This window comes from Lactiplantibacillus daowaiensis (genome assembly GCF_005405085.1).
In the GTDB taxonomy this organism is placed as follows: domain Bacteria; phylum Bacillota; class Bacilli; order Lactobacillales; family Lactobacillaceae; genus Lactiplantibacillus; species Lactiplantibacillus daowaiensis.
Map to the genome: position 1 here is coordinate 1 of NZ_BJDJ01000027.1, position 18,677 is coordinate 18,677.

General features: G+C 46.1%; 12 protein-coding genes, 1 pseudogene and 1 riboswitch. Of the genes and pseudogenes, 8 read left to right on the top strand and 5 right to left on the bottom strand.

The features are described 5' to 3' along the window. Positions 1 to 156 precede the first annotated feature (156 nt). A pseudogene (carB, locus tag FFM75_RS12925) lies at positions 157 to 3,203 on the bottom strand (carbamoyl-phosphate synthase large subunit). Continuing rightward, positions 3,196 to 4,269: a carbamoyl phosphate synthase small subunit gene (locus FFM75_RS12930; RefSeq protein ID WP_137629582.1), complete on the bottom strand. Its 1,074-nt coding sequence runs from the start codon at positions 4,267 to 4,269 to the stop codon at positions 3,196 to 3,198. Before FFM75_RS12930 ends, carB begins: the two are co-directional and overlap by 8 nt. Positions 4,270 to 4,537: 268 nt before the next feature. Between FFM75_RS12930 and argC the strand changes: the two genes are divergently transcribed. The 6 genes from argC to FFM75_RS12960 all read left to right on the top strand — a co-directional run bounded on the left by argC (position 4,538) and on the right by FFM75_RS12960 (position 10,333). Then, complete coding sequence (gene argC / locus FFM75_RS12935) at positions 4,538 to 5,563, top strand: N-acetyl-gamma-glutamyl-phosphate reductase (RefSeq protein ID WP_137629583.1); 1,026 nt, start codon at positions 4,538 to 4,540, stop codon at positions 5,561 to 5,563. 15 nt (positions 5,564 to 5,578) lie between these two features. Beyond that, a complete protein-coding gene (argJ, locus tag FFM75_RS12940; protein WP_137629584.1) occupies positions 5,579 to 6,784 on the top strand; it encodes a bifunctional glutamate N-acetyltransferase/amino-acid acetyltransferase ArgJ in 1,206 nt (401 codons plus the stop codon). 14 nt (positions 6,785 to 6,798) lie between these two features. After that, the gene (gene argB, locus FFM75_RS12945) at positions 6,799 to 7,545 is read left to right on the top strand and encodes an acetylglutamate kinase (RefSeq protein WP_137629585.1); all 747 of its coding nucleotides are present in this window, start codon (positions 6,799 to 6,801) and stop codon (positions 7,543 to 7,545) included. Next, positions 7,542 to 8,711, top strand: coding sequence for an acetylornithine transaminase (locus tag FFM75_RS12950; protein WP_137629586.1), 1,170 nt, complete (start codon positions 7,542 to 7,544; stop codon positions 8,709 to 8,711). The genes argB and FFM75_RS12950 overlap by 4 nt, the downstream gene beginning before the upstream one ends. Beyond that, positions 8,704 to 9,726, top strand: coding sequence for an ornithine carbamoyltransferase (gene argF, locus FFM75_RS12955; protein WP_137629587.1), 1,023 nt, complete (start codon positions 8,704 to 8,706; stop codon positions 9,724 to 9,726). The genes FFM75_RS12950 and argF overlap by 8 nt, the downstream gene beginning before the upstream one ends. Before the next feature lie 47 nt (positions 9,727 to 9,773). Further along, positions 9,774 to 9,818, top strand: a riboswitch (PreQ1 riboswitch). Between the two features lie 8 nt (positions 9,819 to 9,826). Next, complete coding sequence (locus tag FFM75_RS12960; protein ID WP_137629588.1) at positions 9,827 to 10,333, top strand: QueT transporter family protein; 507 nt, start codon at positions 9,827 to 9,829, stop codon at positions 10,331 to 10,333. A 498-nt stretch (positions 10,334 to 10,831) separates the two neighbouring features. Here the strand turns inward: FFM75_RS12960 and cbpA are convergent, their stop codons facing one another. From cbpA to FFM75_RS12975, 3 genes are all read right to left on the bottom strand, one after another. Next, complete coding sequence (gene cbpA / locus FFM75_RS12965; protein ID WP_137629589.1) at positions 10,832 to 11,470, bottom strand: cyclic di-AMP binding protein CbpA; 639 nt, start codon at positions 11,468 to 11,470, stop codon at positions 10,832 to 10,834. Positions 11,471 to 11,629: 159 nt separating this feature from the next. Beyond that, a complete protein-coding gene (locus FFM75_RS12970) occupies positions 11,630 to 13,024 on the bottom strand; it encodes a L,D-transpeptidase family protein (RefSeq protein ID WP_137629590.1) in 1,395 nt (464 codons plus the stop codon). A gap of 279 nt (positions 13,025 to 13,303) precedes the next feature. Continuing rightward, the gene (locus tag FFM75_RS12975) at positions 13,304 to 14,266 is read right to left on the bottom strand and encodes an L-lactate dehydrogenase (RefSeq protein WP_137629591.1); all 963 of its coding nucleotides are present in this window, start codon (positions 14,264 to 14,266) and stop codon (positions 13,304 to 13,306) included. 299 nt (positions 14,267 to 14,565) lie between these two features. Between FFM75_RS12975 and pth the strand changes: the two genes are divergently transcribed. Continuing rightward, positions 14,566 to 15,123 (top strand): aminoacyl-tRNA hydrolase, encoded by a 558-nt coding sequence (gene pth / locus FFM75_RS12980; RefSeq protein ID WP_137629592.1) that lies wholly within the window; start codon positions 14,566 to 14,568, stop codon positions 15,121 to 15,123. A gap of 17 nt (positions 15,124 to 15,140) precedes the next feature. Further along, complete coding sequence (mfd, locus tag FFM75_RS12985) at positions 15,141 to 18,671, top strand: transcription-repair coupling factor (protein WP_137629593.1); 3,531 nt, start codon at positions 15,141 to 15,143, stop codon at positions 18,669 to 18,671. Positions 18,672 to 18,677: the final 6 nt, after the last annotated feature.

The window sequence follows — 18,677 nt, forward strand, 5'->3', positions numbered from 1 at the left end:
AGTATGCCCTTTTTAGTTTGTTTTACAAAAAAGGCGTCGATGGATTTTATCCATCAACACCAAATATCATAGAGCCACATATTGCAGGCTGTGATCAACAGTCAAATAGCGGCTCAACTAACCAGTTTGGTTAATTGAGCCGCTATTTTTTTACCCTTAAATTGGTTGTGGCGCTAGCGCAACCAGTTGCTTGACCGTATCAAAAGCCGTGATCAGTGGTTGGGCATGATTCAGGGCCCAGGTTGCGAGTGGCGCACCAGGAGTCGCGTCTAAGGTAAAGACGACGGTTGATGCACTTGGTGTGAGCGTCGTTAGGTCAGTCGCAATCGTAATCGGGCATGGTTGTGTGGCGATCCAGGCACTAACGGCGGGTTGGCTGGCAGTTACTGCATCGGTAATGAGCCCGTCGACGAGATGCCAGTCTTGGACCTGATAACTGTCAGCCATCGCCGCGTGCCAGGCACTGGCTAACGTTGGTCCCATCCCCATGGTTTCACCGGTTGATTTCATTTCTGGACTCAGCTTAGTTGGCATGTGAGCTAATTTATTAAAGGAGAAAACTGGTGCTTTGACAGCGACTTGGCCGGTTAGTGGGTAGACACCGACTGGTAAGGTTAAACTTGCCAATGATTGGCCCAAAATGAGATGCGTGGCCAGTTGGGCAAGTGGCAAGCCAGTGACTTTACTCATAAAGGGTACCGTCCGACTTGCACGAGGATTAACATCAATGACGTAAACTTGATCAGCCATGACCACAAATTGAATATTCATCAAGCCAACACAATGTAAGGCTTGGCCCAAGGTCGTGGCAATCTGCACGACCTTTTTTTGGATTTGCGCAGTTAAGTGTTGTGGTGGATACACGGCAATCGAGTCACCAGAATGAATCCCAGCGCCTTCAACGTGCGTCATGATTCCTGGAATGCAGACGTGCTGGCCATCACTTAAAAGATCGACTTCGCATTCTTGACCGGCCAAGTAGCGGTCCATCAAGATTGGCGCCCCGTGACCCGCTGCAACCGCTGCTTTGACAACGGGAATCAGTTCCGTCGCATTGTGGACGATCGCCATGGCTCGACCACCGAGGACAAAGCTGGGGCGTACTAATAGTGGGTAGCCGATGTTGATGGCAGCTTGCTTAGCGGCAGCTAAACTTGTGACCGTGGTGCCGGTTGCTTGGGCAATGTCATGCTCAGCTAATAGCGCGGCAAAGGCTTGCCGATTTTCGGTAATATCGGTCGCTGTTACACTCGTGCCTAAAATCGTGACGTCATGGTCAGCTAATTGTTGGGCGAGATTGATCGCCGTTTGGCCCCCGAATTGCACGATGACCCCTAATGGTTGTTCTAACTGAATAATGGGTAGTAAGCGCTCAAGCGTCAACGGCTCAAAATAGAGTTTATCGGAACTGGAAAAATCAGTCGAAACAGTCTCTGGATTATTGTTAACAACAATCGCGTGATAGCCAGCTTGTTGAATCGCTTTGACACAGTGGACCGTTGTATAGTCAAACTCAATGCCTTGACCGATGCGAATGGGTCCAGAACCTAAGACCAAAATACTATGACCTAACGGCTGACTTTCAGAGGTCCGCCCAAAACTGGTGCTGTAAAAATAAGGTGTGGCACTGGCGAACTCGCCGGCACACGTATCCACCATTTTGTAAACGAGCGGTTGGTCGGCGGTTAACTCAGTAATTCTATCGGGCGTTAGGCCGCTATAGTGAGCCATGGTTGCAAGACTTAACCCGTATTTCTTAGCGGTTAAACAAGTGGTTGTCGTTGGCTGGCTAGCCAATTGTTGGGTCAACTGTATGATATGTTGCAACTTACGTAGGAAAAATGGCGTGATTTTAGTTAATTCGGCCAGTTTTGCCAATGGCCAGCCTTGTTGAAAGGCGTCAAAAATGGCGAATAAGCGTTGGTCGGTCGCTTGGGTCAAAGCGGTTGTAAGTTGCGCAGTGGTTAATGGTTGCAATGGGGTCAATTGCGTTTGTACTTGCGCAGTGGTCTCTAAAGAGGCGACTGCTTTTAGCGTAGCTTCTTCTAAATTCGTTCCAATGGCCATCACTTCACCGGTTGCCTTCATTTGAGTGCCCAAAGTCGCGGTCGCGGTTGGAAATTTATCAAAAGCAAACCGTGGTAGCTTGGCAACGACATAATCTAAAGCTGGTTCAAACGCGGCATAGGTCGTTTGGGTGACTGGATTTTTGATTTCATCCAAGTTAAGGCCAATCGCGATATCGGCGGCCAACTTAGCGATAGGATATCCGGTCGCTTTTGATGCCAATGCAGAAGACCGACTAACTCGGGGATTAACTTCAATAATATAATATTGGGCACTATGCGGATCTTGGGCCAATTGGACGTTACAGCCGCCTTTGATATCGAGAGCGTCAACGATGGTTAGCGCAGCGTTACGTAGCGTTTGATACTCACCATCAGTCAAGGTCTGCGCCGGGGCATAGACGATTGAGTCGCCCGTATGAATGCCAACTGGATCAAAATTTTCCATGCTACAAACGATAATCTTAGTACCGCGATTATCACGCATGACTTCAAACTCGATTTCCTTATAACCGGCGATACTTTGTTCAATGAGACACTCGTTGACCGGTGACATCGTTAGACCACGCTGTAAAATGGTCGTCAATGCGGCCGCGTTTTGTGCAATGCCGCCACCGGAACCAAGGCTGGCCGCACAATGACAGGGTAGCCAATCTTGGCGGCAACGGTGAGTCCACTTTGTAAGTGATGCACGGTTGCACTGGCAGGGATCGGTTCACCCAATGTTGTCATTAAGGTTTTGAAAGCCGCCCGGTCTTCAGCTTGGTTGATCGTTTGTAACGATGTGCCTAGGAGTTGGATATGCAACCGGTCTAAGACGCCGGCTGCATCAAGCGCCATGGCCAGATTAAGCCCGGTTTGACCACCTAATGTTGGCAAGAGCGCGTCAGGATGACTTTGTTCTAAGACCGTGGTCACACTCGCTAAGGTGAGCGGTTTGATGTAAATATCATCGGCAGTCGTTGGATCCGTCATAATTGTCGCCGGATTAGAGTTGATTAAGATAACGTGATAGCCAGCCGCTTTTAAGCTTAAGCAAGCTTGGGTGCCAGCATAGTCAAACTCTGCGGCTTGCCCGATTTTAATCGGGCCCGAGCCGATTACGGCGACCCGATGAATATCAAGATTTTTAGGCATTGGCTAGCACCTCCGGTTGATTGAGTTGTTGGATAAAGTGATCGAAGAATTGGCCAGCTTCAGCGGGTCCCGGATGAGCTTCGGGGTGGAATTGCACCGACATCACTGTTTGCCCGGGCAACCGCAGGCCCTCCACACTACCGTCATTTAATTCAATGGCGGTTATTTGTAGTGGCGTATGCTGGATGGATTGTGGATCAACGGCAAAGTCATGATTTTGAGACGTCATGATGACTTGGCCGGTGGCCGTGAGTTGGACGGGATGATTGAGCCCGTGATGGCCGAATGGCAATTGATAAGTTGTCGCGCCAAATGCTTGGGCGATCAATTGATGCCCGAGACAAATGCCAGCCAGCGGATAGGTAGCGGCCAATTGGCGAATCAACGGGGAGACCGCTTGATAGTCATTTGGATTACCTGGCCCATTGGACAATAAGATACCGGTCGGGTGATAAGCCTGAATCAAGTTGAACCGACTCGTGGCGGGCACGACCGTTACTTGGCAACCGCGGGCTTGTAGCGCTTGTGTAATGGCAGCCTTTTCCCCGAAATCGATAATGACGATATGTGGTTGCTGCGTCGTCGGTAAAGCGGTGGGAAGTGCCTGGGCCGCTAACTGTTTCAGTGGAATTTGCGCCAAGGTTGCGCCAAAGTCAATAACTGGTTGATTACTTAAGATGGCTGCCTGGGTCCCCGTTTGGCGCAAATGAATCGTGAGTTCGCGGGTGTCGATGCCTTGAATACCGGGCACGTGATGGGTCGCCAAAAAGTTATCGAAAGTTTGGCGACTCGTATAGTGATCGCTAAAGTCAGCCAATTCATGAACGATAACGGCTTGGGTGCCTAAGGTGGTGGCTTGATTTACGGTCGGATCGATGCCGTAATTGCCAATTAAGGGATAAGTAAAAGCAATCAATTGGTTTAAATAAGAGGGATCGGTGACCGTCTCTTGGTAACCAGTCATCCCCGTATTGAAGACGATTTGACCAGCACCAGTCATGGATCGGTCACCAAAGGCCGTACCAATCCATTGGGTGCCGTCTGCTAAAGTTAAGTATTTTTGCATTGTTTGCCGACCTTTCTGATAATTCGATTAAAAACAAACGAAGTTCGTGAGACTAGTAAACAATTATTCAGATTGAAAGTCAAGTCGAAAAATACATTAAATATGAATATATTCGCTAAAACAGCTTTAATTATGCAAAATTCTAAATTAATTTGCATATATTTTCAAAGTAGCTTGCATTTTAGAAATGATGAGAATATAGTGTGAAACATACTCATCGCATAGATATGCAGAAATGAGATTAATTTTGACTATTTGAGGTGATTTTATGCAAGTTGCGTTAGTCGGTGTCAGCGGATATAGCGGCATGGTGCTTTACCGTTTATTAAAACAGCATCCCGCAGTTGACCAAGTGAACCTTTACGGGCATCAAGGGGGCCAATTGGCAGCGTTGAAAACAGTTGTCCCTGCTTTTCAGAAAGAAACGGTCAACGTCCGACCATTCGATGCGGCCACGGTGATGACTGAAAACGCGGTGCTCTTCTGCGCAACTTCGGCCGGTGTTACCAAAACGTTAGTCTTACCATTAATTGCCGCTGATTTTCCGGTGATCGATCTATCCGGTGACTTTCGCTTACCAGCGGCCACTTATACTAAGTGGTATCACCAAGCTGCCGCACCAGTGCAAGCTTTAGCTAAAGCAAGCTATGGCTTGGCCGAGTTCAACCACCGATTAACGCATTACGTGGCGAATCCGGGCTGTTATGCAACCGCGACTTTGTTGGGCTTAGCCCCATTAGTTCAGCAACACTTGCTTGACCCCACGAGTATCGTGGTCGATGCGAAATCGGGGCTTTCCGGTGCCGGTAAAAAATTAACAGCGACGAGTCAATTCACCATGGTCAATGATAATTTACAACTCTATAAAGTGAATCAACATCAGCACATTCCAGAAATCGTGCAACAACTAAAGCAGTGGTGGTCCGCGGTGCCAGCAATTGAATTTACCACAACTTTGATTCCGGTGACTCGCGGCATTATGAGCACGATCTATGCGAAAGCTGCGACACCAACGACGACGGCAGCATTACTTCAAGCGTTTCAACAGGTGTATGCTGACCAGCCATTCGTCCAAGTTTTACCGGCTGGTGAAATGCCAACGTTAAAGCAAGTGATTGGTAGTAATGATTGCGTACTTGGTGTCAATTACAATCCAGTGACCAAGACGATTTTAGTGGTCAGCGTGATTGATAATTTGATGAAGGGTGCTGCCGGTCAAGCCATTCAAAATTTCAATCAGCTCTTTCAGTTACCCGCGACGGCCGGACTACCAAGTCTGCCAGTCTTTCCATAGAGAGGAGTCCTTTAGATGCAAGTCGTTACCACTCAGTTTCAAAAAGTTGTGTTCCAATGGCCACAAGGATTTTATAGTGACGGGATTCATATCGGACTTCGCCAAACGAAAAAGGATTTTGGCTGGTTGTTTTCAAAAGTGCCCGCCGCGGCGGCCGGTACATATACGACTAATCAGTTCCAAGCAGCACCCACTAAATTAACGCAACAAATGATCAGCCAAGACCATCAATTGCAAGGCTTACTGCTAAATAGTGCGGTCGCTAATTCATGTACCGGTGAGCAAGGGTGGCAAAATGCCTTGCAAGAACAAACTTGGTTAGCCAACAAACTCAATGTTGACCCTGAATTGATTGGGGTCGCATCGACTGGTTTAATCGGTGCGCAATTACCGATGGACTTAATCAAAAATGGGTTGCCACAACTTACCCCCACAAAAAGCGATGCTGTTACTTATGCTGTTTTGACTACCGATAAAAAGCCTAAAACTATTTGTGTACAAGGTGAACTAGGCGGCAAATTAGTTACTATTACTGGTTTTGCCAAAGGGTCTGGGATGATTCACCCGAAGATGGCCACGATGTTAGGCTTTGTCACGACCGATGCGCAGATTGCGGGCGCCGACTTACAACACTTATTAAGTGAGCAGGTCGATCAAACCTTTAATCAAATCACGGTTGATGGGGATACGTCGACAAATGATATGGTCGTGACTCTCGCCAATGGCTTAGCTGAAAACCCGGTGTTAACGCCGGGTACCGCTGATTATCAACAGTTTGCCCAAGCCCTGCATACCGTTTTAAGTGCGTTGGCCCAACAAATCGCGGCTGACGGTGAAGGCGCCACTAAGTTAGTGGAATGTAATGTCACGCAAGCAGCGACCGCAGCTGATGGCCAACAAGTTGCCAAAGCTATTGTCGGCTCGAACTTAGTGAAAGCGGCGATCTTTGGTGAAGATCCTAATTGGGGCCGTATTATTAGCACGATTGGGGCGACAAAAGCCGACTTAGATATTGACCAGGTCGATATTGCGATGAATGGGATGCCATTGGTGACGGCGAGCTTGGCAGTGCCTTTTGATGAAGCCGCGGTTAAAGCAACTTTAGGGCAGTCCCGCGTGGTGATCGATGTGAATTTACATCACGGTGTGGCTAGTGGGCAAGCTTGGGGTTGTGATTTGACGTATAACTATGTCAAAATCAACGCCAGCTATCATACGTAAAGGTGGGGGCGCAGATGCATAATTTAATTATTATCAAAATTGGTGGCGCGGCGATCACACAGTTAACGGCCGGCTTCTTCCAACAATTAAAGGCTTGGCATCAACAGGGCAAACAAGTGTTGATCGTCCATGGTGGCGGCCCCATGATTACCCAATTGACCGCGCAATTACACTTGCCAGTCAACAATGTACATGGCTTGCGCGTCACCGATGCCCAGACCTTAGCGTTGACCAAAATGGTGTTATTAGGTGACGCCCAACCGGCTTTGTTGACGCAATTGAGCCAGCATGACTTACCCGTTATCGGGTTAAACGCCGCGGACAATCAGTTATTGACGGGTGAGTATTTAAATCAACGCCAACTTGGTTATGTCGGTCACGTCACTGCTATCAACCAAGCTTGGTTGCAGACGCATTTGGCCCATCAAATCGGCGTCTTAGCCCCACTTGCCTTAACGACGACGGGCCAGTGGCTGAATGTCAATGCCGATATGGTCGCGACGACGTTAGCGCAACAGTTACATGCCGAAAAGTTAGTTTTATTGACCGATGTCCCGGGCATCATGCATCACGGGACGGTGATGACGACCTTGTCGCCACAACAAGCCCAACAATTGACGCAACAAGCGGTAATCACTGCGGGGATGCAGCCCAAAGTGCAAGCTGCTATCCAAGCGATTCAAGCTGGCGTCCACCAAGCGGTGATTACCAATGCAATCGATCAACCCGGAACTGCCATTATTCAGGAGGTGGCCATATGAACGAATCAGTTTTATTTCCAACTTATCAACGGTTTCCCTTTGCGATTGAAAGTGGCCAAGGGGTCCATTTGACCGATAATCATGGTCAAACTTACTTAGATTTCACCGCTGGCATTGGAGTCTGTAACTTTGGTTACCAAGATGCCGCCATTCAAGCCGCAGTCAGTGATCAACTCACTAAAATTTGGCATACGTCGAATTTATATGAAAACCAGTTACAAACTGCGGTGGCAACGTTACTAGTCCAGGGCGAAGACCGGTGTGTCTTCTTTGCCAATTCTGGGACTGAAGCCAATGAAGCCGCCTTAAAATTAGCCCGTAAATATACGGGTAAACGTGATATTTTAGCCTTCAATCATTCATTTCATGGTCGGACTTATGGCGCGATGTCGATGACCGGAAACCCACACATTCAAGCCGGGTATGCGCCATTAGTACCAGGAATGCATTTTGCGGATTACAACGATCCCGCCGCAATTGCCCAGATTACACCGGACTTAGCGGCAGTGATTTTAGAAGTGGTTCAAGGAGAAGGGGGCGTCTTTGCTGGCGACCCAGACTGGTTACAAGCCGTTCAACAAGCTTGTCACGATAACGGGGTACTACTAATGATCGATGAAGTCCAATCGGGGATTGGGCGGACGGGATATCGGTTGGCTTTTGAAGGCTACGGCTTAGATCCTGATATTTATACGGTCGCTAAAGGCTTAGCTAACGGGATTCCAGTGGGGGCAATGGTCGGTAAAAAGGCGCTTGCCAGTGCTTTTGGTCCTGGTAGCCATGGCTCAACGTTTGCTGGTAATCCACTAGCGATGGCAGCAGCTAAAGCAGTCTTACAACAATTAACGCCGGACTTTTTAGCCACGGTCCAAGCCAAAGCGGCTAATGTATGGACGACGCTGCAAGCCGAGACTGCGCCACTGCCAGTGGTGACCCAAGTGACGGGGAAGGGGCTGATGATAGGGATTCATTTACAAGCTAGCTTACCGGTCCTTAAAGTCATTACTGCGTTGCACGCTGAAAAGTTGTTAACGTTGTCAGCGGGTGACAATACGTTACGCTTGTTGCCACCGTTAGTCATGACGGATGCCGACCTACAAGCTGGGTTAGCCACGATCAAACAAGTCTTAGTCCAATTATCAACGGAGGTACCCGCCCATGAATAATCATTTTGAAGGTCAATCTTTTTTAAAAGAAATCGACTTTACCCCACAAGAATTAACTTACTTAATTGACTTTGCGAGTCATTTAAAAGCCATGAAACAGCAAAACATCCCGCATCCTTATCTACAAGGCAAAAACATTGCGTTGTTATTTGAAAAAACATCGACGCGGACGCGTTCGGCATTTACGGTGGCCGCGCATGATTTAGGGGCCCATCCGGAGTTTTTAGGTAAAGACGATATTCAGTTGGGCAAGAAAGAATCAGTTAGTGACACCGCTAAAGTGTTGGGGTCGATGTTTGATGGCATCGAGTTTCGAGGGTTTGATCAAGCGACCGTTGAAACCTTAGCTAAAGATAGTGGTGTGCCGGTTTGGAATGGCTTAACGGACGATTGGCATCCCACCCAAATGATCGCGGACTTTATGACGTTAAAGGCGCACTTTGGTCATTTGGCTGGCCTAACACTGACCTATGTCGGCGATGGTCGGAATAATATGGCCAATAGTTTGCTAGTGACGAGTGCGATGCTCGGGGTGAATATTCATATTGGTGCGCCGGCCGACTTGCAACCAGCGGCAACAGTCGTGGCGTTGGCACAACAATACGCTGACGTAAGCGGCAGTGAGATCTTGATCACGGCCGATCCAACGCAAGCAGCGGCAAATGCCGATGCGCTGTACACCGATGTGTGGGTCTCGATGGGCGAACAAGTCGATTATGGCGCCCGGATTCAGGCACTATTGCCATTTCAAATCAATGCGGATTTAGTGGCAGCGACGGGTAAAGCCGAGACCATTATTATGCATTGTTTGCCAGCTTTTCATGATCATCAGACTAAAACCGGGGCGGCACTGGGGGAGAAGTATGATTTACCAGCACTGGAAATTACTGATGATGTCTTCAATAGCCCTCAAGCAGTTGTCTTTGAAGAAGCCGGTAATCGGATGCCAGCCATTAAGGCGATTATGGCGGTCACGTTAGGCAACTTATTTATTCCAGATTGTCTTTTCGCCTAAAACTTGCACCAATGTAGTCGGCGTGCTACGATAATATCCGCTTGTCAATTTTCGTGGTTCGTAACCATCCCACGTAAAAAAACTAGGAGGATATGCACTTATGACATCGTCAAAAATTCGGCCGTGGATTATCAATGCGTTAGTCGCGGCGATTTACATTGTGTTATCAGTTGGCCCGGCAGCCTTTAACTTGGCTTCGGGCGCGATTCAATTCCGAGTTTCAGAAGGATTGAATCATTTAGCAATTTTTAATCGGAAATACGTCTGGGGAATTGTTGCGGGGGTTATCTTATTTGATGCCTTTGGTCCCGGTGCCAGTTTGCTGAATGTCTTATTCGGTGGGGCGCAATCTTTAATTGCGTTACTGATTGTGACTTGGATTGGTCCTAAGTTACGGACAGTTTGGCAACGGATGGCCTTAAACATTTTCTTGTTTACGGTATCAATGTGTATGATTGCTTGGATGTTGATGTTAGTTGGTGGTGGCACGGCTTTTTGGCCAACCTACTTCACAACTGCGTTATCTGAATTTATCATCATGACGATTACAGCACCCATTATGTACGGCTTAAACAAAGTGTTGCATTTTAGCGACCGCATCCAATAAAAAACAACGCGCAGTGTCAATTTATGACATTGCGCGTTGTTTTTATTAGTTAAGAAGATGATGATTGCCGTCTCCGGCGTTCAGCGATTTCAGCTGTGGTGGGGACCGGTTCAAGCCTGAGAAGCGGTCTTGAACCTCGTTTTGATCCTTTGCAAAAATCGCAAATGACCAAAATCGTCCGTGGTGTAAACTCGGTCAACCCACCGAGTCAACACCACTTTCACCACAGCTTCATCGCTGATCACCTCCGACTGAATTGTGTTAGCTATTATCAACATCAATGATCTGCATAAGCTGGAGACTGGTAGTAATGGAAGCCGCCATGCAAGTCCTGTTAACGGATGATTTTGCCGTTTACAGGACGGACGTCTTTCATGATTTGCGTCCCTTGCAAAGCATGAAAGCGAGGACCAAGACGGTCTGTGGCTTGGGCCGGTCCCCTTGGCGGGTGGAATTACTACCAGTCGGAAGCGACAAACACGATTTAACCAAACTCAGCTATTCAGCTTGTAGGTCTTCAACTTCGATGACTTTGAATTGCTTACGATTCAAGTTATCCGTAATCCGTTTCAACTTTTCAGTATCAACATCTTCTGGTAGGGTGAATAAGGTGCGATGACCCAAAGTGCCATTTTGAACATCCAAGGTCAAACAGCCAGCAATTGATGTGTACTTGGTGATGATTTTGGCCATGGCCGCTAAGTCACCACGTTCACCAATTGAAACGACCGTTAAGACATAGCTGCCAACATTGACGTTCCATGATTGTGACAACATGTCGAGTAAGCGCGTATGCGTCAAAATGCCGTAGAAATAACCATGTTCATCTAAAACAGCGATGTATGGTAAATCCTTGATTGAGAAGAAGACGTTATAAAAGGCTGAATCGACTTGAATGGTCTTCGTTGCATTCTTTAATAATGACGTGACGGGCAATGACATGTCACCACCACGTGATTTATGACGGTAAATGTGCATCTTGTAAATGTTACCGCGGAAGATATGACCGGTTTCATCTAAAATGGGCACACAACGGAAGCCTGAATCTTCTAAAACTTGTAGTGCTTCGGCTAAAGTTGCGTCGGCCGTGACCGTGGTTAAACGTTCTTTTGGTTTAACTAAAGTTTTTAAAAGCATAATGTAGATCCCCCAGATTTAATTTATTAGACATATTTTAATTTAAGGATACCATAAAACTGACGTTAAGGGGAGCGCGACAGTCGCGTAATACTAGCGATAAGCATTAAAAAAGCAGCCATCCATTTGGGTAGCTGCTTTTTATAAATTAGATTTAAATTAGAACACAACGACTGGGGTACCAACTGAAATAGCGTTGTAAACTTTACCCACGATTGAAGGTGGTGTATTCACACAGCCGTGAGAGCCATGGGTCTTATACCAAGTGCCACCGTATTGGGTTTGCCATGAAGAATCATGGATTCCTTCACCGGTGTCATCAAATGGCATCCAGTAAGAAACGGGTTGTGAATAGCTTGAGCCATCATCGTTTTCACCCTTTAAAGTGGCGTTACGTTGTTTGCTCCAGACATCCCAAACCCCAGTAGTCGTGGCGTGTTTGCCGGGTTTCCCAGTGACCACGTCGGTTGAGACTTTCACTTTGCCATTGACATAGACCCACATATGTTGATTTTGTTTATCAACTTCAATGTAAGTATTGCCAATGTCGGTTTTCTTGTTGTTATAGCCGGATCCATTAATGAGCGGTGAACGCGTAAAGTCTTTGCCTGCTAAGATTTGCTTAGACAAGGCTTTGGCTTCAGCTTTGGTCTTGATCGTCCAACCATAGAACCCACCGCTGATTTTAACAGTCCCACGCAAGGTACTTTTAAAGGTCCGCGTCGTATGATAAGTGTGGTATTTGGCATTTAACTGCTTAACGTAAGCCAAGACATCTTTTTGGTTTAAGGTGACTTTACCAGCACTATCAACTTGAATCCAACTCAAAATGGTATCATTTGGAATTTGGAACTTATGACCGTTGATATTGTATTTGGCCGTTTCTTTAGCATATGGTTGTGCTTTAGATTTGGCGGTCAACAACGTCTTGCTCGTACTAGTAACGGTTGGTTTAACATAAGCGTCCTTTAAACTAATACTAGTTTTACCGTCGGCTAGAGCCTTTTGGACGACCGTCTTTAAAGTGGTTTGATTAATTTCGGTCCCTTGGACTTCTTTTTTAATTTCAACTTGGCCGTTTTGGTAAATTAACTTAGCGTTTTGAGTTTGGGTACGTTTTGTTTGATCGGCCGTCTTCATAATTTTAGTCACTAATTGTTGCATGCTAGAATTTGAGACCGTCAACTTACCAAGACTCACCGTGTCACTAGCACTGGCTTGGTTCATTAAGGACAATGGCCAACTCCAGTAGTTTTGGCTGCGAGCCATCTTTTGCAAATCTTTTTTAGTGTTAATGCTGATACCAGCTGACTTACTATTGAACGAATAGATGGCTTGCCCATCTTCAACGACGTGATAAGTCCGGTGTTCTAACGCATGACTGACTTTACTGGCGACTTGGTCAGCGGTTTTGCCGCTCACATCGACGCCAGCAACTTGTGTATTCATTAAGAATTTTTGACTGTTTTGTAACGTCAAACTCGTGGCGACATAACCGATTGCTAGCAAGCCGATAATGGCGCTAGTAATCTCGATCCCCCGTTTGTGTTTCATCTAAAGATGCCTCCGTGTGCATATTAATATTTTCACCTTATAACATTTTTTAGGGAATGGCAACTATCGCGCTTACTATTTTTCAGTGCTAAGCCGGGAGTTGTGGGATATGGTGACGCTCTCAAAGAAAAGTTAGTAAACCAAGGTCAATAAGGACTGACTAATTGGCGCTTAAAATAATCATGGTAAGTGAGACTTGTTTGGATTTTTACCCAAAATTAAGGGAAATAAAAAAGCAGTCGTCCTTAAAAAAGGCGACTACTTAAGTGAGTAACGTAATTATTTATTTTCGAGTGCAGCTAAACCGTCGTTTAAAACTTTTTTCAACGTTGCGGCTGAGTCTTGCATCTTCTTCATTTCGTCATCAGACAATGGTGATTCAATGATTTGTTTCAAACCAGTGCCACCGATCACTGCAGGGGTCCCGATATAAATATCGTTCAACCCATATTGACCATCCATATAAGCGCCAACTGGTAAGACGGCATTTTCATCGCGTAAGATGGCTTTAGAAATCCGCATTAAGGCGGTCCCAATCCCATAGAAAGTGGCACCCTTTAAGTTGATGATGTCATAAGCTTTGTTACGAACGTCATCTTCTAACTTGGCTAAGTCTTCATCAGAAACGCCTTGTTCTTTAGCGATATCTTTAACGGGACGCGTCCCAATAGTGGCTGTTGAGTAAGCGGCAAATTCAGAATCGCCATGTTCGCCCATGATGTAAGCATCAACGGAACGTGGGTCAACGTTAAATTGCTTCCCTAAAGCGACCCGTAAACGAGATGAGTCGAGAGAAGTCCCAGAACCGATAACGCGATCCTTTGGGAAACCTGAGAACTTCCAAGTGGCGTAAGTCAAAATATCAACTGGGTTAGCGGCAACTAAGAAGATACCGTTAAAACCAGAATCTACAACTGGCTTAACAATGGAAGATAAAATGTTTAAGTTCTTGTTAACTAAGTCTAAACGTGATTCGCCAGGCTTTTGTGGTGCACCGGCAGTAATCACAACTAAATCAGCGTCTTTGCAATCGGAATATTCTCCCGAGTAAATCTTCTTGGGAGCGGTGAAAGCTTGGGCATCTTCAAGATCGAGGGCGTCACCCTTAGTCCGATCTTTAACGACATCGACAATTACAAATTCTTCAGCAATTCCTTGTTGCGCCATGGCAAAGGCGTAGCTAGAACCTACGGCACCGTCACCGACGAGTACAACTTTTTGATGATTTGGCATGCTTGACAAAATTGGTCATCCTCTCATTAAAACGAAAATTTATTGTTTCCAACGATTAGAGTATACCATGTTTAATTAGAAGAAGTCGCTAAAACGATTGCGCTTTTAATTAAATTGCAATAACCTGGCGATAACGCTTGTGGCATGTGTTTCGTAGGGGAATATGGTATACTGATTGCACTGAAAATGGGTCATGATGCCGACTGACAAGATAGCATGCAGTTGGCCTAGTTAATTGCCGAACCAACGTTAGGGTGGTTCGGCCTGTTTTGCATGTGACCGTCATAATAGAGGAGTTTTACGAACTAATGAAAATGATTGTAGGTTTAGGAAATATTGGTGCCAAGTATGCGCAAACCCGGCACAACGTCGGATTTATGATTGTCGACGAGATCGCGGCTAAGCTAAATCTCGACTTTAAGACGAGCAAGTTTGAAGCTGAAGTTGCGAGTGGTTTTGTGAATGGCGAAAAGCTCTTACTCGTTAAGCCATCGACTTATATGAATGATTCGGGCCGCGCGGTGGGGCCCTTGATGACGTATTATCAAATCGATCCCGCTGATTTACTGGTGGTCCATGATGACTTGGACTTGCCATTAGGGAAAGTCCGCTTGAAGCAAAAAGGCTCCGCTGGTGGTCACAATGGGATTAAAAGTATTTTGAGTCACGTGGGTGACCAACATTTCAAACGGGTCAAAGTCGGTATTGACCATCCCACTAAGATGAGTGTGGTGGACTATGTGCTAGGTAAGTTCACGCCGGCACAACAAACCTTATTTAATGATGCCAAATTAACTGCGGTGGCCGCGATTGAAGCTTGGTTAGCCAATGATGATTTTGCCGCTGTGATGAATCAATATAACTAATTAGGAAGGAAGTCGCCATGGATATTGAAGCGATTGTTGAACAAACGCCGGATTTTCAAACGATTTTAGCAGGCATCAGCCCAGCTAGTCGGCAATTGATTACTGGCTTAAATGGCTCGGCGAAGACCGTCTATGTCAGTGCGTTAATGCATCAACTGACGCATTCACTATTGATCGTGACGGATAACTTATTTCATGCGAGTCAAATGGTCGATGATTTGACCAACTTATTAGCTGATGACCAAGTCTTTTTATTTCCAGCTGAAGAAATGGTGGCTAGTGAATTAGCGACGAGTTCGCCTGAATATCGTGCCCAACGGGTCCAAGCCTTGAATGCGCTAACGAGTGATCAACCAGCGATTATCGTCACGTCAGTGTCAGGGGCCCGGCGGTTTTTACCGCCCGTCGATCAATTTAAGCAAGCCGCCATTCCGTTAGCGGTTGGCCATGATATTGACTTGGGTCAATTACAAGTTCAATTGCATGATATGGGTTATGTCAAAGAAAAATTAGTCGCCCGTCCTGGTGATTTTGCAGTTCGGGGCTCAATTATCGATATTTATCCACTTGATGCCGATTACCCGTTGCGGTTAGATTTGTTCGATACCGAAATTGACACGTTGAAGTACTTTGATCCTGAAACGCAACGGTCAGTCGATAATTTAACGTCGTTTACGGTCTTACCAGCGACGGATTTTATTTTAACGACAGCCATGATGCAAGCTGGCGCCGACAAGCTGGCTGCTGCGATGCAAGCAGAAAGCCAACAACTTGCGCCAGCTGATAAACAAACGTTAGCCGACAATTTGGCACAGCCATTAGCGGATATGCAAAAGGGCTTAATTGGCAATGATCTACTATTATATGGTGAATATTTATACGGTAGTAAAACCAGTATTTTTGACTACGTGCCACACGATGGTGTCGTGGTTTTTGATGAGTATTCACGGATATTAGATAGTGAGCAGCAATTATTACAACAAGAAGCTGATTGGATCACGGATCAGTTAGCCCATCACAAGGTCTTGTCGACAGCGAATTATGGCAATGACATGCGGGACTTGTTGAAGTCAGATCAACATGCCCAACTTTTGATTTCACTATTTCAAAAAGGTATCGGGAATGTGAAGTTGGCTCAAATCACCAATGTCCGTACCCGGCCGATGCAAGAATTCTTTGGTCAGTTGCCAACGTTAAAGACCGAGTTAGACCGGTGGCAAAAGTTACACCAAACGGTCGTTTTAATGGTGGCTGAAGCGGAACGGTTGACTAAAGTTAGTGATACGCTAGATGATTTTGAGATTCAAGCGGTCATGACGAAAGCCGAAAACCTGCAACCCCAAGTGGTTCAAATCGTCCAAGGGAGTTTGCAAAATGGGTTTGAATTTCCAGATGGGCAGCTCGTGGTCATTACGGAACAAGAGATGTTCAAGAAAGTCACCAAGAAGCGGCCACGGCGTCAAACTTTAGCCAACGCGGAACGCCTGAAGAGTTATTCGGATTTAAAACCGGGTGACTTTGTGGTCCATGTCAATCATGGGATTGGGAAGTACGTTGGGATGCAAACGATGGCTGTCGATGGGGTCCATCAAGACTACATTACGATTGCCTATCAGAATAATGCCAAGATTTTTATTCCAGTGACGCAGTTAAACCTCGTGCAAAAATACGTGTCGTCAGAATCAAAAACGCCACATATTAACAAACTTGGTGGGACTGAATGGACCAAGGCTAAACGCAAAGTTGCCGCCAAGATTGAAGATATCGCCGATGAACTCGTGGAATTGTACGCGCAACGTGAAGCCGAAGTTGGCTATGCGTTTCCAGTTGATGATAGTTATCAAGATGACTTTGATAATGAATTCCCATATGCGGAAACGCCGGACCAATTACGATCAATCGATGAAATCAAGCATGATATGGAACGGGCCAAGCCAATGGACCGCTTATTAGTCGGTGATGTGGGCTATGGGAAAACCGAAGTGGCCTTGCGTGCCGCGTTTAAAGCGATCGAAGCGGGTAAACAAGTGGCCTTTTTAGTGCCAACGACGATTTTGGCGCAACAACACTATGAAACCATGTTGAACCGGTTTGAAGGTTATCCAGTTAATGTTGGGATGTTGTCACGTTTCCGGACGCAAAAGGAAATGAAAGCGACGGTCAATGACCTCAAAAATGGTGACTTGGATATCGTGGTTGGGACCCATCGTTTATTGTCAAAAGACGTGCAATTCGCTGATCTCGGATTGTTGATCATTGATGAGGAACAACGGTTTGGGGTGAAACATAAAGAACGACTCAAGCAATTGAAGTCGAATGTTGATGTGTTGACCTTAACGGCGACGCCAATTCCACGGACCTTACACATGTCAATGTTGGGGGTTCGGGATTTGTCAGTGATTGAAACGCCACCGACGAACCGTTATCCGATTCAGACTTATGTCATGGAACAAAACTTTGGCGTGATCAAAGAAGGCATTGAGCGTGAAATGCAACGGAACGGTCAGGTCTTTTATTTGCATAATCGGGTGCATGATATCGATAAAGTTGTGTCACAGATCAAGGCACTAGTACCGGATGCGGCAGTCGCCCATATTGATGGTCAGATGCCGGAGTCACAACTGGAAGGTATCCTCTATGATTTTATTCGTGGTGAGTATGATGTCTTAGTGACTACTACGATTATTGAAACGGGGGTCGATATCCCGAATGTGAATACCTTGTTTGTTGAAAATGCGGACCACATGGGCTTATCGCAATTGTATCAATTGCGGGGGCGGATAGGCCGTAGCAGTCGGGTCGCGTATGCCTACTTTACGTATCAACAAAATAAAGTGTTGACTGAAGTTGGTGAAAAGCGGCTCCAAGCCATTAAAGATTTCACGGAACTCGGCTCAGGCTTTAAGATTGCCATGCGGGACTTATCGATTCGTGGTGCGGGTAACTTACTAGGTAAGCAGCAACATGGCTTTATTGATTCGGTCGGGTACGATCTGTACACGCAAATGCTATCAGAAGCAGTTGCTAAGAAACGTGGTCAACAAGTTAAGGTTAAGACTGATGCCACGATCGAGTTAGGTATCGAAGCTTACTTACCGACAACCTATATTGAAGATGAGCGCCAAAAGATCGAAATTTACAAGCGGATTCGGCAACTTGAAAATAATGATCAATTCCTAGAAGTCCAAGCTGACTTGATTGACCGCTTTGGTGACTATCCTAATGAAGTCGCTGGTTTATTAGCAGTCGGCAAACTGAAATTACTTGCGGATGATGCCTTGATTGAAAAGATTCAACGGACTGATACTGACTTACATTTGACCTTGTCGAAGCAAGGAACGGCCAAGCTAGATACTAAAGATATCTTTAAGGCGTTGGCAAAAACCAAATTACGAGCGACAGTCGGGATTGATGATGATAAAATGAAGGTTAAATTAGTCATTCAACCGCAGATGCAAGAAGCAGCTTGGCTGGAACAGCTGACGCTATTCGTGCAACAACTCGGGGTGATTTTAACGCCTGCAACAACAGCGGCTTCGAGTAAGTAATCAGTA

Bases quoted from the DNA above. Each gene is read 5' to 3' on its own strand.
- argJ (WP_137629584.1), top strand. From the start codon at position 5,579: ATGCAAGTCGTTACCACTCAGTTTCAAAAAGTTGTGTTCCAATGGCCA.
- argB (WP_137629585.1), top strand. From the start codon at position 6,799: ATGCATAATTTAATTATTATCAAAATTGGTGGCGCGGCGATCACACAG.
- cbpA (WP_137629589.1), bottom strand. From the start codon at position 11,470: ATGCTTTTAAAAACTTTAGTTAAACCAAAAGAACGTTTAACCACGGTC.
- FFM75_RS12960 (WP_137629588.1), top strand. From the start codon at position 9,827: ATGACATCGTCAAAAATTCGGCCGTGGATTATCAATGCGTTAGTCGCG.
- FFM75_RS12970 (WP_137629590.1), bottom strand. From the start codon at position 13,024: ATGAAACACAAACGGGGGATCGAGATTACTAGCGCCATTATCGGCTTG.
- FFM75_RS12950 (WP_137629586.1), top strand. From the start codon at position 7,542: ATGAACGAATCAGTTTTATTTCCAACTTATCAACGGTTTCCCTTTGCG.
- argC (WP_137629583.1), top strand. From the start codon at position 4,538: ATGCAAGTTGCGTTAGTCGGTGTCAGCGGATATAGCGGCATGGTGCTT.
- argF (WP_137629587.1), top strand. From the start codon at position 8,704: ATGAATAATCATTTTGAAGGTCAATCTTTTTTAAAAGAAATCGACTTT.
- FFM75_RS12930 (WP_137629582.1), bottom strand. From the start codon at position 4,269: ATGCAAAAATACTTAACTTTAGCAGACGGCACCCAATGGATTGGTACG.
- mfd (WP_137629593.1), top strand. From the start codon at position 15,141: ATGGATATTGAAGCGATTGTTGAACAAACGCCGGATTTTCAAACGATT.
- pth (WP_137629592.1), top strand. From the start codon at position 14,566: ATGAAAATGATTGTAGGTTTAGGAAATATTGGTGCCAAGTATGCGCAA.